The 12,996-nt window shown below is 67.9% G+C and carries 16 protein-coding genes; 6 read left to right on the top strand and 10 right to left on the bottom strand.

Annotated elements, in window-relative coordinates:
* Positions 1–11 precede the first annotated feature (11 nt).
* From GPX89_RS38630 to GPX89_RS38615, 4 genes are read right to left on the bottom strand one after another with little or no spacing between them, the layout of a single operon-like run.
* The gene (locus GPX89_RS38630; protein WP_157392723.1) at positions 12–596 is read right to left on the bottom strand and encodes a GTP-binding protein; all 585 of its coding nucleotides are present in this window, start codon (positions 594–596) and stop codon (positions 12–14) included.
* Positions 580–960 carry a DUF742 domain-containing protein gene (locus GPX89_RS38625; RefSeq protein ID WP_157392722.1) on the bottom strand — a complete coding sequence of 127 codons (381 nt, stop codon included), beginning with the start codon at positions 958–960 and terminating at the stop codon, positions 580–582. The genes GPX89_RS38630 and GPX89_RS38625 overlap by 17 nt, the downstream gene beginning before the upstream one ends.
* Complete coding sequence (locus tag GPX89_RS38620) at positions 957–1,385, bottom strand: roadblock/LC7 domain-containing protein (protein WP_328602794.1); 429 nt, start codon at positions 1,383–1,385, stop codon at positions 957–959. Before GPX89_RS38620 ends, GPX89_RS38625 begins: the two co-directional genes overlap by 4 nt.
* A gap of 33 nt (positions 1,386–1,418) precedes the next feature.
* Positions 1,419–3,794: a sensor histidine kinase gene (locus GPX89_RS38615; RefSeq protein ID WP_328602793.1), complete on the bottom strand. Its 2,376-nt coding sequence runs from the start codon at positions 3,792–3,794 to the stop codon at positions 1,419–1,421.
* 371 nt (positions 3,795–4,165) lie between these two features.
* On the opposite strand from GPX89_RS38615, the gene GPX89_RS38610 reads away from it, so the two are divergent.
* On the top strand, positions 4,166–4,582 hold the full coding sequence (locus GPX89_RS38610; protein ID WP_157392720.1) for a DoxX family protein: 417 nt from the start codon (positions 4,166–4,168) through the stop codon (positions 4,580–4,582).
* Positions 4,583–4,646: 64 nt separating this feature from the next.
* Here GPX89_RS38610 and GPX89_RS38605 read toward each other — a convergent pair whose 3' ends face one another.
* Entirely contained in the window at positions 4,647–4,949 is a 303-nt protein-coding gene (locus GPX89_RS38605; RefSeq protein WP_157392719.1) for a hypothetical protein, read from the bottom strand.
* Positions 4,950–5,059: 110 nt separating this feature from the next.
* Positions 5,060–5,500 carry a MarR family winged helix-turn-helix transcriptional regulator gene (locus GPX89_RS38600; RefSeq protein WP_157392718.1) on the bottom strand — a complete coding sequence of 147 codons (441 nt, stop codon included), beginning with the start codon at positions 5,498–5,500 and terminating at the stop codon, positions 5,060–5,062.
* 83 nt (positions 5,501–5,583) lie between these two features.
* On the opposite strand from GPX89_RS38600, the gene GPX89_RS38595 reads away from it, so the two are divergent.
* Complete coding sequence (locus GPX89_RS38595) at positions 5,584–6,393, top strand: NmrA/HSCARG family protein (RefSeq protein ID WP_157392717.1); 810 nt, start codon at positions 5,584–5,586, stop codon at positions 6,391–6,393.
* Between the two features lie 44 nt (positions 6,394–6,437).
* Positions 6,438–7,226, top strand: a complete 789-nt coding sequence (locus GPX89_RS38590; RefSeq protein ID WP_328602792.1) for an esterase/lipase family protein — start codon at positions 6,438–6,440, stop codon at positions 7,224–7,226.
* 64 nt (positions 7,227–7,290) lie between these two features.
* On the opposite strand, the gene GPX89_RS38585 is transcribed toward GPX89_RS38590, so the two are convergent.
* Both GPX89_RS38585 and GPX89_RS38580 read right to left on the bottom strand, forming a co-directional pair.
* Positions 7,291–7,452, bottom strand: a complete 162-nt coding sequence (locus GPX89_RS38585) for a hypothetical protein (RefSeq protein ID WP_157392716.1) — start codon at positions 7,450–7,452, stop codon at positions 7,291–7,293.
* A 37-nt stretch (positions 7,453–7,489) separates the two neighbouring features.
* On the bottom strand, positions 7,490–8,293 hold the full coding sequence (locus tag GPX89_RS38580; protein WP_157392715.1) for a trans-aconitate 2-methyltransferase: 804 nt from the start codon (positions 8,291–8,293) through the stop codon (positions 7,490–7,492).
* 241 nt (positions 8,294–8,534) lie between these two features.
* Between GPX89_RS38580 and GPX89_RS38575 the strand changes: the two genes are divergently transcribed.
* From GPX89_RS38575 to argH, 3 genes are read left to right on the top strand one after another with little or no spacing between them, the layout of a single operon-like run.
* Positions 8,535–9,737 (top strand): argininosuccinate synthase, encoded by a 1,203-nt coding sequence (locus GPX89_RS38575; protein WP_157392714.1) that lies wholly within the window; start codon positions 8,535–8,537, stop codon positions 9,735–9,737.
* 42 nt (positions 9,738–9,779) lie between these two features.
* Positions 9,780–10,694, top strand: a complete 915-nt coding sequence (locus GPX89_RS38570; RefSeq protein WP_157392713.1) for an SAM-dependent methyltransferase — start codon at positions 9,780–9,782, stop codon at positions 10,692–10,694.
* Positions 10,691–12,112, top strand: coding sequence for an argininosuccinate lyase (gene argH / locus GPX89_RS38565; RefSeq protein ID WP_157392712.1), 1,422 nt, complete (start codon positions 10,691–10,693; stop codon positions 12,110–12,112). The genes GPX89_RS38570 and argH overlap by 4 nt, the downstream gene beginning before the upstream one ends.
* A 59-nt stretch (positions 12,113–12,171) precedes the next feature.
* Here argH and GPX89_RS38560 read toward each other — a convergent pair whose 3' ends face one another.
* Positions 12,172–12,354, bottom strand: coding sequence for a hypothetical protein (locus GPX89_RS38560; protein ID WP_157392711.1), 183 nt, complete (start codon positions 12,352–12,354; stop codon positions 12,172–12,174).
* Between the two features lie 180 nt (positions 12,355–12,534).
* Entirely contained in the window at positions 12,535–12,996 is a 462-nt protein-coding gene (locus tag GPX89_RS38555) for a peroxiredoxin family protein (RefSeq protein WP_157392710.1), read from the bottom strand.

Genomic DNA, 12,996 nt, shown 5'->3' with positions numbered 1-12,996 from the left:
CGAGCCTCCTCCTACACCGCGAGCCGGTGGTAGAGCACCTGCTCGAGCAGGGCCACCAGCACGTTCTTCACCGATTCCCGATCGCGCGCATCGCATTCCAGCACCGGGATGTCGTCCTCGAGCTCCAGCGCCTCGCGCACCTCGTCGAGGTCGAAGCGCGGCTCGCCGTCGAAGCGGTTGACCACCACCACGAACGGCGTGCGGGTCTGCTCGAAGTAGTCGAGCACCGGATAGCAGTCGTCGATGCGGCTGGTGTCGACCACGATGACCGCGCCGAGCGCGCCGTCGACCAGGTCGTCCCACAGGAACACGAACCGCTCCTGGCCGGGCGTGCCGAACAGGTACAGGATCAGCGACCGGTCCAGGGTGATGCGGCCGAAATCGAGGGCCACCGTGGTCTGGGTCTTGTCCGCGCGGTGCCCGGGATCGTCGATGTTCGCCGCGGCCTCGGTCATGGCGGCCTCGGTGGCCAGCGGCTCGATCTCGGAGATCGCGCCGATGAAAGTCGTCTTGCCGACACCGAATCCGCCGCTGATCACGATCTTCACCGAAGACGGCGTGCGCGGTGCGATAGCGGTGTCAGAGTGCGCGGACAAGGTCCCTGATCCTCTCGATGGCGGCGACGGTCAGCTCGGGTGCCTCGCGGACCGACAGATAGTTGTGCGCGGCCAAGTCGCTCACGATCACCTTGGCGACGCCGACCGGAACATGCAGCGCGGCGGCGACTTCGGCGATGGAGGTGGGCTGCTGACACAGCCGCACCACCTCCCGCTGCTCGAGCTGCAAGGGCGCGGAGAGCGCCGAAGGCACCGCCTGCACCAGGGTTTCGATGCGCAGGCCGTCGATCACCGGGGTGGTGCGGCCGCCGGTGACCACGAAGGGCCGGACGAAGTCGTGCGCGCCGTGCTCGAGGTCCGCGTGCACCGCGTTGTTCGGGTGTAGCGGGTCGGAATCTCTCATCGGCGCAAGGACTCTCTCAGTTCGGAGATGAGCGCCGGATCCAGCAGCGAACCGGCGCGCTCGGCCAGGATCGACATCTCGTAGCCGAGCAGTCCGATATCGCAGTTGCCGTCGGCGATGACGCCCAGGCAACTGCCGCTGCCCATGGCCGAGACGAGCAGGAAGCCGCGCTTCATCTCGATCATGATGAGCTTCAGGCCGTCGAAGGAGTAGCTGCGCGAGGCGCTGGTGGCCAGGCTGGTCAGCCCGGACACCATGGCGGCCAGGCGATCCGCGGCGGAGCGCTCCAAACCCTCGGACATGGCGATGAGCAGTCCGTCGGAGGAGACCGCGACGGTGTCTCGCACACCCGGGGTGGTGCGGACGAAGTTCGCCAGCAGCCAGCTGAAGGTATGGGGATCGGCGGTCGGCAGCTGGGCGGTCACCGGTACTCCTCTCGGATCGTCGTGAAAGTGTGGTTAGACGGAATCGTTTGTGCGGGAAGATATCTCGCCGGAGACCGGGAACAGGCGAGAAGAGGTCGTATAGATCTCGGTGGCGCGCTCGTGCCCGGCCCGGAAGGCGGTCAGCATGGAACGGGTCTGCTCGGGGGTGCGATCGGCCACCGGCTCCTGGCGCGGCGGCGGGGCGGGCTCGGGCGCCGGGCGCGACTGCGGTGCGGTCGTCGCGCCGCGACCCGCCTTGTTGCGCCTGACCAGACCGTTGCGGGTCGTGGCCCGGTCGGAGGATTCCGGCGCCGCGGCGCGGGGCGTGACGCGCGGGCTTTCGCTTACGGCGCCACCCGTCTCTTTCGCGGCCTCGCTGACCACCGCGGCTTCACTGGTCATCCCGGCCCGCGTCCCGCCCGCGATCCCGGCGTACCGCTGGCCGGGATCTCCTTGCGCAGCATGGACTCCGGTCACCGGCCCGCCGGAATGGCGAGGGAAGCCCTCGGCGCGGCTCGCGGGCGGAGCCTCGATCGCCGCGGCGCTCACCGGTGCCGGATCCGAGCCCCAGGTCGGTTCCACCGGGGTGCTCGCGGTCGGCTCCTGCACGGTCTCGATCCGCTGATCACCGTCGGCGGCAAGCAATTCCGCCGGCAGTGTCAGCCGCGCGACGATGCCGCTGACCGGCGAGGTGTTCAGCTCGATCTCGATGCCCAGGCGCTGGGCCAGCCGGCCCACCACGTAGTGGCCGAGATAGCGGGTCGGCGCGACGATGAAGTCCTGCTCGCCGCGCAGCTTGGCATTGGACTGCGCGAGCTGCTCGGGCGACATGCCGACGCCGTGGTCGACCACCGCCAGCAGATACCCCTGCGCGGAGCGGCGACCGTAGACCTCGACATCGAGATCCGGTGGGGAGAAGGCCAATCCGTTCTCGAGCAGCTCGGCGAGCATGTGCGAGAGCTCGCTGGCCGCCACGCCGACGATGAACACGTCCTCGATCCGGCGCAGCACCACCCGGCGGTAGTCGTCGACCTCCGACATGCCCGCGCGGATCACGTTGACCAGCGAGATCGGCTGCGGCATCCGCCGCGGGCTGTTCTCGCCCACCAGCACCAGCAGGCTCTCGGCATTACGGCGCATGCGGGTGGCCAGGTGATCGAGCTCGAACAGGTTGGCCAGGCCCTGCGGGTCGAGCTCCTCGCGCTCGAAGTGGCTGATCAGGGCGAGCTGCCGGTGCACCAGCTTCTGATTGCGGCGCGCCAGGCTGCCCATCGACTCGATGGTGTTGCGCCGCACCAGCGCCTGCTGCGAGGCGAGCTCGAATGCCGTGGACTGCACGCGATCCAGCGCGCCCGCGACCGCGGCGATCTCGGCGCTCGCGCCGTGTGGCGTGCGCACCGCCTCGGGTGCGTCCGGGGTGCTGTCGACCGCGTTCGACCACGCGTCGATGACCTGCGGCAACCGCCGCGACGCCACCTCGTCGGCCTCTCCGGCGAGGGCGGCCAGCGGTCGCACCAGGGCGCGCACGGAGGCGAGGACCAGCGCGATCATGGCCGCGATGGCGATGGCGGCACCGGCCAGGAACACGATCAGCGAGGTCTGCGCGGAATCGCGCAACTGTGCTGCGCGCGAACGGATGTCGTCGCCGATGGTCTTCTGCACGGTGCGCTGCGCGTCGATGACGGCGGTCAGCTTGCTCCACCAGGTCGCCGGATCCACCGGGCGGGCCAGTGGGCCGTCGCCGGAGGCCAGCGCGACGCTCTCGTCCTGATCGACGCGGGTGGCGTCGTCGCCGCGCATGGCCTCGTCCAGATCGCCCTGGCGATCCTTGTCGGCGAAGCGGGAAAACGATTGCAGCGCGGACTGTTTGGCCGAGCGGATCTCCATGAACTGGCCGTATTCGCCGCCGGAGAAGTGCCCGGCCACGAAGACGCCGTTGAGGAAGCCGCGCTCCTTGTCGAACTGCTCCTTGACCGAGCCGAGGGCGTAGAACGCCTGCAGCCCGCGCTCGAGCTGGGCGTCATTGGCGCGATCCAGGCCGAGGGTGAGCCGATTGAGCGAGCTCACGGCGTCGCCGTAGAACTGGAGCACGACGGGGCGGCTGACGCGGCGGGTGTCGACCTGGGTTCGGGTGTTGGACAACAGGTTCAGCTGAGCCAGGGCCGCCCGGACCTGATCCGCGCCCGGTGCGTCGCCGGCCGCGGCGGTCTTGACCAGATCGAGGGTGTGGTCGACCGTGCGCCGCTGGGCGACCAGCGGCTGCGCCAAACTGTTGTCGCCACCCAGTAGCCCGTTGCTCAGGCCGAGTTCCCGCTGGATCTGGTCGGTCAAATCCTGAACGTTCAGTGCCATTGACACCGACTGCGAGGTGTCGTCGGATTCGCGGTAGTCCTTATACGCCCGTTGCACGGTCGCTGCCAAGGGAACAACAACCAAAATCAAAGCGAACGCCAAGATTCGGGAGAGCTGACCGCGAATTGTCCGGGCGCGCAATATCCCGGTAAATGCAACCCCGGGTACCGGCTGCGCATCGGTTGTCGACGCGGACCCGGACTCCATTCTGTCCCTTGACTTTTCCCGCCACAGACGTGGACGCACTACCTGCTGCTCCTCTGAAAACCCGTGAGTGTTCCAAATCGAGCCCACGGAACCGTCTGAAAGTTCCCATACCGCCCATCGCGAGTCAACTCGAGATCTGATTGATTTCAATGCAAGTACTTAACTGTCGACTGACCGACTCGGGTGCGTCACATTCCCGGCGGGCGGCCGGTCATGGAGATATGACAATTGCGCACACCTGGCCCGGATGGGTCGCGACCGGCTTGCTGTGGTTCCTCGCGTTCGAGTTCCTGATGGGGGCGGTGACCAAGTTCTGGTCCGGCCCCACGCTTTTCGGGCCCGCCTACTCGGTCAGATTCCCGGAGTGGGGCCGGCCCGCGTGGTTCCGATTCGTCGTCGGCGGGATCGAGGGCGGGTGTGCGCTATTGCTGGTACTCCCGTACCACGAGTCGCGCTTTCTCGGCGCAGCCGTGCTGGTCCTCGTGCTGACCGGCGCCGTGGTCACTCATATCGTGAATCACCATGGGCCCAAGGAGAGTTTCGCCGCGCCGCTGCATCTGGTCGTCATGGCGATCGTCGTGCTGGCCACCTGGCCGGCGGACTGGGTGGACGTGCTCCAGCCGGGGCGGTGGTCCTAATGGAATCGGCGGCGACATCATCATGATGCCGCCGCCGATTCGCGGGTTTGCCGATAGTTGGCCGCTACTGGATCGAGAAGCTGCCCGCCATGGGCGGCGTGCCGCTGTTGCCCGCCGCCACGGTGCCGAGGGGGTCGCCCGAGCAGTCGTGGCTCGCATAGAAGGTGGCGTCCTGGTCGGTTCCGTTGGATACCACCGTGGTGTCCATATCGGTCACCATGATGCTGACGCATCCGGTCGGGTCCACCAGCACCCGGCCATTGGAGGTCAGAGTGCCGGTCGACGCGCCGGCGATTCCCGGCACGAGCACCGCGACCATCCCGGCTACCGCGGCAGCGCCCAGAACTCCGGCAATACGCAACTTCATCGAATCCTCCGTGCTGATTCCGCACCCGGCGATCCGGGCGTGGAGATCCTGTAGAACGCCCGACATCCTCGCAACGAGATGTGGCCGGGAGGATACGGCCGTGTTTCGGGCTAGCTGCCCGAGTCGAGGAACTTGGCCAGCAACCCGGCCAGCTGTGCCCTCTCACCTGCGGAGAAGGCGGCGAAAGCCGTTGCGCTGACCGATTCTTGGAGGTTGCTGATAGTTGTTCGCGCCCGCTCACCCGCCGCGGTGAGGGCCAGGCGGAAGGCGCGGCGGTCGGCGGCGTCGGGGGTGCGGGTGATCAGGCCCTCGCGTTCGAGGCGGTCGACGAGCGGGGTGACGGCACGGGCGGTGACGCCGAGCCGCTCGGCGAGTTCACGCATGCGGATATCGGGTGCCTCGCCGACGGTGACGATGAGCCGGACGCGGGCGGGGGAGAGGTCGTGGGCGGCGAAGCCCGCGATGCCGCGGCGGGCGAAGGCGTGAGAAGCCTTCTGCAGCAGTTCGCCCAGTTCTGCGGCGGTCACGTCGGTACGCCGGGTCCTTGTCATGTCCTCGAGTCTAGCGAGCATCGATGAATGTGGTGATAATGAACTAGGTAACTATCTGCTAGGTAAATATCCAGGGAGTAATCATGAAGACGATCCTGGTCACCGGGGCCACCGGGCATCAGGGCGGCGCGGTCGTGGCGGCGCTGCGAGCAGCGGAGGGGGAGTGGAGGATTCGGGCCGCCACGCGAAAGCCGGACAGTGCCCGGGCGAAAGCCCTGGGGCGCGACGGAATCGAGCTGGTGGCCGCCGATCTGGACCGGCCCGACGAACTCGCCGACGTCCTGCGCGGCGTCTACGGGGTGTTCGGCGTCGGGCCACGCGGAGGCAGGGAAGCCGAACGCGGGATCGCGCTCGCCGAGGCGGCGGCCCGGGCCGGAGTCGAGCACTATGTCTATTCGTCGGTGGGCGGTGTGGAACGCGTGCGCGGCATTCCGCACTTCGACAATAAATGGCTGGTGGAACAGCGAATTCGAGAACTCGGCCTACCGGCGACCATGCTGCGCCCGACCAGCTATATGGAGGGATTCGCGACACCGATGGTGGCGTCGATCGGCCTGGGCATGCTGGCGTCCGTACTCGGTGAGAACAAAACCCTGCAAATGATCTCGGTGCGCGATATCGGCGTCTTCGCCGCCCTGGCGTTCGCCGATCCGGACGAATATCTCGGCCGCGCACTGGAAATCGCCGGTGACGAACTCGCCGTCCCGGAGATCTCCGCCATCACCGGCCGCGCCTATCTCCGCATGCCGCAACGCCTGCTCCGCATGATGGGCCCCGAATCGCGAATGTTCTTCTGGTTCGGCGAATCCGGCTACCGAGCCGACATCCCCGCCCTCCGCCGACTCCACCCGAACCTGCTCACCTTGCGGGAATGGATGGCCGAGCACCGCTGATCCACAGCCGTCGGGCAACATGCGCCGCGGCCATGGTGTCCTGCGTGTCGCGGGCGTTGCTAAGGTCGGTGCGACATGGCGGTCGGGATCTCCATGAAGGCAGGTCGATGTCCTCCCTGGTACGAATCGCATGCTCGACCGTGCTCACGCTGTCCGCGGCCATCGGAGTTCTCCTGGGACGGCCCGGAACCGCGAACGCGGACGGTCCGCCGCGTGATCCGGTGCTGCTGATCGGCGGTATCGCCGCGGACGAGGGGCGCCTGGAGAGTTTCCGGATCTGGCTCACCGGGCAGGGGTACACCGCGTTCTCGATGGTGCTGAGCGGGAATCCCACAGGGACAGCGGCGATCCCGGAGTCCGCGCAGGCGCTGGCCGGCAAGGTCGCCGAGATCCGCGGGCAGACGGGTGCCGCGCGCGTCGATCTGGTCGGGCATTCGATGGGCGGGCTCGCGCAGCGGTATTACGTGAAGTTCCTAGGCGGATTCGACACAGTGGGCACGTATGTCGACTACGGCACCCCCGAGCAGGGTGACGACCTGGCCTCGGTCTGTGCGCTGGTGTCACCTGGTTGCCGGGATCTGGTTCCCGGCTCGGATTTCCTGACTCGACTGAATGCGGACCCCGCGGTGCCGCCCGGCCTCGCCGCGTATCACTTCTACTCCGAAAGCGCTGGCGCGGAAAAGAATTCGCTGCCCGGAGCGGTGAATATCGGCATTCAATCGTTCTGTCCGGGACGTACTGTCTCCCACGGCGAGGAGCCGATCGACGGTGCGCTGCGGCAATTGATCGACACCGCATTGCGGGGCGTTCCGCTGAGGACCGACTGTCCGTGACGCAGAGAATCGGTGACGGCATCCAGGGTGATGCCGCCACCGATTCACGCGAAGAGCCGAGTTGTCAGTTCAGCGGGTACTGGCCGGGCGGGTAGGTGCCGACGCCGCCGCCCTGGCCGGTGCCGCCCGAGGTGATGAGGTCCTGCGCGAACTGCAGTGCGGCCGAGCCGATGGACAAGATGTCGTGGCCTAGGGTTCCGACGTTCTGGGCGAGTGTCGAGAGCATGGCTGATCCTCCGGTGTGCGCGGGGGGGTGACGATCTTCAGCGTGACACAGCCGGACCGGGCGCGCCCGGTGATCGGGAGTCTTTGTGCGCTACCGCGAACACCCGGCGAAACGGCAGCCATGTGGTGCCGTCGGGCTGGCGGGGGTAGACCGAGCGCAGCATCGGGGCGAGCTCGGCGCGGAAGGCCTGCCAGTCGGCATCGTCGAGGGCGTCCCGCACCGGCCGCAACGCGGTGCCCGTCAGCCATTCCAGCACCGGATCCTCGCCCGTGAGCGGCTGCAAATAGGTTGTCTCCCAGGCGTCGACCCGGCATCCGGCCGCGGTCAGCACCTCGGCATACCCCGCCGGGTCCGGCACGGCCTGCCGTTCGAGAATGCCGGCCTCCGCCAGCTTGTCGAACCAGCGCTCGGTGGACGCGAGTCCGTGAATCGCGAGATGTGAAGGCGCGTCGAAGTTTCCGGGTACCTGCAGCGCGAACCACGCGCCTTCCGGCAGTGCCGCGATCCAATCGGGCAGCAGCGCGAGATGATCCGGCACCCACTGCAGCACCGCATTGGTCACCACGACATCCGTGTCCGGCGCGGGCATCCACTCCCGCACATCGGCCACCGTGGCGTCGATCCCGTGTTCCCTTGCCGCGGCGACCATTTCGGGCGAGGAGTCGAATGCTTCGAGCACCGCCTCCGGCCATCGCTCGGCCAGGCTGACCGTCAGATTCCCGGGTCCGCAACCCAGGTCCGCCACTCGCCGCGGCTTGCTCGCTCCCACCCGATTCACCAGGTCGAAGAACGGCCGCGCGCGCAGGTCGTCGAAGGCGAGGTACTTGTCCGGATCCCACATGGGCCGCTCCGATCACGTCGAATTTCCCAAACCGTACGTCCGTACTGTATTCCGCTCCGGGTGCCGGTGCAAGAATTAGCGGTCGGTTTCGCCGGGTGTGGGACCCGGTTATGAATGGGATTGCATCGTCGTGCATAATCATTTGCAGGACGACGGAGCGCGCCACGCGGAGCTGGGAACGGCTCGCGACTCGAGCGCACCGGTCGAGGACCTATACGCACAATCGAGGAGCACACGGACTATGACGAAGCGCGTCGTACTCGCCTACTCCGGCGGGCTGGACACCTCTGTCGCCATCAGCTGGATCGCGAAGGAGACCGGCGCCGAGGTCGTCGCCGTCGCCATCGATCTCGGCCAGGGTGGCGAGGACATGAACGACGTGCGCCAGCGCGCGCTGGACTGCGGCGCGGTCGAGTCCATCGTCGTGGACGCCCGCGACGAGTTCGCCAACGAATACTGCCTGCCGACCATCCAGGCCAACGCCCTCTACATGGGCCGCTACCCGCTGGTCTCGGCCATCTCCCGGCCGCTGATCGTCAAGCACCTGGTCGAGGCCGCCGAGTACCACGGCGCCGACACCGTCTCGCACGGCTGCACCGGCAAGGGCAACGACCAGGTCCGCTTCGAGGTCGGCATCGGCGCGCTCGCGCCCGATCTGAAGGTCATCGCGCCGGTCCGCGACTACGCCTGGACCCGTGAGAAGGCCATCGAGTTCGCGGGTGAGAACAACCTGCCGATCAACGTGTCCAAGAAGTCGCCGTTCTCCATCGACCAGAACCTGTGGGGCCGCGCGGTCGAGACCGGGTTCCTCGAGGACCTGTGGAACGCGCCGACCAAGGACGTCTACGACTACACCGTCGACCCGACCGTCAACTTCGAGGCGCCCGACGAGCTCATCGTCACCTTCGACAAGGGTGTCCCGGTCGCCATCGACGGCCGCCCGGTCACCATGCTCGAGGCCATCACCGAGCTGAACAAGCGCGCCGGCCGCCAGGGCGTGGGCCGCCTCGACATGGTCGAGGACCGGCTCGTCGGCATCAAGAGCCGCGAGATCTACGAGGCCCCGGGCGCGATCGCGCTCATCGCCGCCCACCAGGAGATGGAAGCGGTCACCATCGAGCGCGAGCTGGGCCGCTACAAGCGGCAGGTCGAGCAGCGCTGGGGCGAGCTGGTGTACGACGGCCTGTGGTACTCGCCGCTCAAGCGCGCGCTGGACGCGTTCGTGAGCGAGACCCAGCAGCACGTCTCCGGTGAGATCCGCATGGTGCTGCACGGCGGCAATGTGGTGGTCAACGGCCGTCGCTCCGACGAGTCGCTCTACGACTTCAACCTGGCCACCTACGACGAGGGCGACACCTTCGACCAGTCGCTGGCCAAGGGCTTCGTGCAGATCCACGGCCTGTCGTCCAAGGTCGCGGCGCGTCGGGATCTCAACAGCAAGTAGTAGCCTGCGACCGGAGACATACCGGCCTGAGGAGACGCGCCCATGCGAACCGATGACGACAGTTGGGACATCACGGAGAGCGTGGGCGCGACCGCCCTCGGCGTGGCGGCGATCCGGGCGTACGAATCCAAGCGCGAGGACGCGCTGTTCCACGATCCGTATGCGGCGAAGCTCGTCGGCGCGGTCGCCTCGCCCGGCTGGGATGCGCTCATGGCGGGGTCGCTGAGCGGGCAGAACGTCGACGACGGTGATCTGCGCGGCTGGTCGATGGGCAGCGTGCTCATCGCCCGCACCGTGTACTTCGACGAGTACTTCGCCGCCGCCGCGCGGGCCGGCATCCGGCAGATCGTGATCCTGGCCGCCGGTCTCGACGCTCGCGCCTACCGGCTCGAATGGCCCTCGGGCACCAGGATTTTCGAGCTCGACCAACCGAAGGTGCTGGCGTTCAAGGCGCGGGCGCTGGCCGAGGACGAGCCCGCCGCCGATCGTCGCGAGGTGGCGATCGACCTGCGGCAGGACTGGCCGAAAGCCTTGCTGGACAAGGGTTTCGAACCCGGGGAGCCGACCGCCTGGCTGGCCGAGGGCCTGCTGCGGTACCTGCCCGGTCACGCACAGAACCAGCTGCTGGAGAAGGTGGTGGAGCTCAGCGCTCCCGGCAGCCGCCTGGCACTGAATCTGGGGCGCGGCGGCGATATGGCCGACGAGTTCCGGGAGCGGCGCAAGAAGGTCATGGCGGAGGCCGGAATCACCATCGACCTGGAGAATCTGTTCTACCCGTGGGAGGACCGTCACGACCCCCGCGACTGGTTCGCCATGCACCGCTGGCTGGTGACCGAGGGCGATCCGGTCGCCCTGCTCGAAGACCACGGCCGTAGCGTCCCCGAGGCGGCCAAGGCCGGTATGGCCCACCACATTCTGATGACCGCGACGAAACCGCGAGGAGACGAGACGCAATGACCCAGGGCGGCAGCACGAACGAAGGCGCGCTGTGGGGTGGACGCTTCGCGTCCGGCCCGGCCGCGGCGATGGCGGCGCTGAGCAAGTCGACCCACTTCGACTGGGTGCTCGCGCCCTACGACGTGCGCGCGTCCAAGGCGCACGCCCGCGTGCTGCACAAGGCCGGGCTGCTGTCGGAGAGCGACCTCGCGGGCATGCTCGCCGGGCTGGATTCCCTTGCCGCCGACGTGGAGTCGGGCGCCTTCGGGCCGCTGGAATCCGATGAGGACGTGCACGGCGCGCTCGAGCGTGGCCTGATCGATCGCGTCGGCACCGAGCTCGGCGGCCGCCTGCGCGCGGGCCGTTCGCGCAATGACCAGGTGGCGACGCTGTTCCGCATGTGGCTGCGGGATGCGGTGCGGCGCATCGCGGTCGGCGTGCTGGATGTGGTGGACGCGCTGGTCGAGCAGGCCGCCGCGCACCCGGACGCGGTCATGCCCGGCAAGACCCACCTGCAGGCCGCCCAGCCGGTGCTGCTGGCGCACCACCTGCTCGCGCACGCGCATCCGTTGCTGCGTGATATCGACCGGATCCGCGACTTCGACAAGCGGGCCGCGGTGTCGCCCTACGGTTCCGGCGCGCTGGCGGGCTCCTCGCTGGGGCTGGACCCGGAAGCCATTGCCGCCGAACTGAACTTCGACTCCTCGGCCGCGAACTCCATCGACGCCACCTCTTCTCGCGACTTCGCTGCCGAGGCCGCGTTCGTGCTGGCCATGATCGCGGTGGACCTGAGCCGCATGGCCGAAGAGGTCATCATCTGGAGCACACCGGAATTCGGCTACATCACCCTCGCCGACGCCTGGTCCACCGGTTCCTCGATCATGCCGCAGAAGAAGAACCCGGACGTCTCCGAGCTCACCCGCGGCAAGGCGGGCCGCCTGATCGGCAATGTGACGGGTCTGCTCGCGACCTTGAAGGCCCAGCCGCTGGCCTACAACCGCGACCTGCAGGAAGACAAGGAACCGGTCTTCGACTCGGTGGCTCAGCTGGAACTGCTGCTGCCCGCCATCGCGGGCCTGGTCTCCACCCTGACCTTCCACACCGACCGGATGGCCGAACTCGCTCCCGCGGGCTTCACCCTCGCCACCGATATCGCCGAATGGCTTGTCCGCCAGGGTGTTCCGTTCCGGGTCGCGCACGAGGCCGCGGGCGGTTGCGTGCGCGCCGCCGAAGCTCGCGGCGTGGGGCTGGACGAGCTCACCGACGCGGAATTCGCCGCCGTCGACCCGGCCCTGACCCCCGGTGTCCGCGAGGTCCTGACCGTTCAGGGCTCCATCGCCTCCCGCAACGCACGCGGCGGCACCGCCGGCACCCAGGTCGCCAAGCAGCTCGAAGAGGTCCGCGGGACCGCCGCCACCCAGCGCGCCTGGCTGAGCTGAGCGCCGATATGCCAACGGCCCGTTGGGTTTCCGTCCATGGAAACCCAACGGGCCGTTCGTCATCCGCGTCGGTAGTTCATATGTTTCGCGGCGGGTACGGCGGCGCGGCCGGAACCGTGCACCTTGCCATCCGCCATCGTCTGCTGCTTCTGCTTCCCCTTACCCCGCCGTTCCCGCCGTGACAGCGGCTGATCGGCAGGGTCTTCCGAGGGGATTTCGGGCAGCGGAAAGCGCTCGGGCATGAGTCCTCCTACAGGTATGCGTGACCGACGTACCGGTTCGATCGCCGGTCGGAATCGGAAAAGCCTCAGCACGGTCGTTTCGAACGACCGCCGGGCAGCACGAGCGAATAGCTCTCAGGAGAACAGGAACAGCCACATGCCGAGCACTGTATCCACGAATGCGGGCTCGCCGCATCCCATTTAATCGCGCATGGACTCGATGGCCGCGGTGATCCCCTTCTTGTCGTAGCTGTTGGTCGGCATGGTCGCGCCGTGCGCGTGGCGGACCAGGCCGTCTCTGTCGATCAGCACGGTGCCGGACTGCAACCACGAGCCGAACAGCCGACGGTTCAGGCCGACCGATTCATGTGGGTCGGCGGTCGGTCCGGTCGCCACGGTGAACGGTACGCCGTGTTCGGTCTTCCAAGCCCGCACCGCATCGCGATCCTCCGGTGCCACGATGACGACCCCGATGTTCGCGGTGTCGAACTCCGCGCGGCGAGCGACGAGATCACGGATGTGGTGGTTGCAGATCGCGCACGAGATCGATCGCGTGAAGAACAGCAGTGTGCCGTGCGCGCCGGGCTGGTCCGACAGCCGCCAGGGCTGTCCGTCGGTGTCGATCAGTTCCAGGTCGGGGGCGGGGTTTCCGTTCGTGAGCAT

The organism is Nocardia terrae, from assembly GCF_009760405.1.
GTDB lineage: Bacteria > Actinomycetota > Actinomycetes > Mycobacteriales > Mycobacteriaceae > Nocardia > Nocardia terrae.
The sequence above is the reverse complement of the archived record's forward strand: the minus strand, read 5'-3'. Positions and strand labels throughout refer to the sequence as shown.

Excerpts from the sequence above, each read along its gene's own strand:
- GPX89_RS38560 (WP_157392711.1), bottom strand. The coding sequence starts at position 12,354 with ATGCCCGAGCGCTTTCCGCTGCCCGAAATCCCCTCGGAAGACCCTGCC.
- GPX89_RS38605 (WP_157392719.1), bottom strand. The coding sequence starts at position 4,949 with ATGAAGTTGCGTATTGCCGGAGTTCTGGGCGCTGCCGCGGTAGCCGGG.
- GPX89_RS38570 (WP_157392713.1), top strand. The coding sequence starts at position 9,780 with ATGCGAACCGATGACGACAGTTGGGACATCACGGAGAGCGTGGGCGCG.
- GPX89_RS38580 (WP_157392715.1), bottom strand. The coding sequence starts at position 8,293 with ATGTGGGATCCGGACAAGTACCTCGCCTTCGACGACCTGCGCGCGCGG.
- argH (WP_157392712.1), top strand. The coding sequence starts at position 10,691 with ATGACCCAGGGCGGCAGCACGAACGAAGGCGCGCTGTGGGGTGGACGC.
- GPX89_RS38595 (WP_157392717.1), top strand. The coding sequence starts at position 5,584 with ATGAAGACGATCCTGGTCACCGGGGCCACCGGGCATCAGGGCGGCGCG.
- GPX89_RS38585 (WP_157392716.1), bottom strand. The coding sequence starts at position 7,452 with ATGCTCTCGACACTCGCCCAGAACGTCGGAACCCTAGGCCACGACATC.
- GPX89_RS38555 (WP_157392710.1), bottom strand. The coding sequence starts at position 12,996 with ATGCTCACGAACGGAAACCCCGCCCCCGACCTGGAACTGATCGACACC.
- GPX89_RS38625 (WP_157392722.1), bottom strand. The coding sequence starts at position 960 with ATGAGAGATTCCGACCCGCTACACCCGAACAACGCGGTGCACGCGGAC.
- GPX89_RS38610 (WP_157392720.1), top strand. The coding sequence starts at position 4,166 with ATGACAATTGCGCACACCTGGCCCGGATGGGTCGCGACCGGCTTGCTG.
- GPX89_RS38575 (WP_157392714.1), top strand. The coding sequence starts at position 8,535 with ATGACGAAGCGCGTCGTACTCGCCTACTCCGGCGGGCTGGACACCTCT.
- GPX89_RS38600 (WP_157392718.1), bottom strand. The coding sequence starts at position 5,500 with ATGACAAGGACCCGGCGTACCGACGTGACCGCCGCAGAACTGGGCGAA.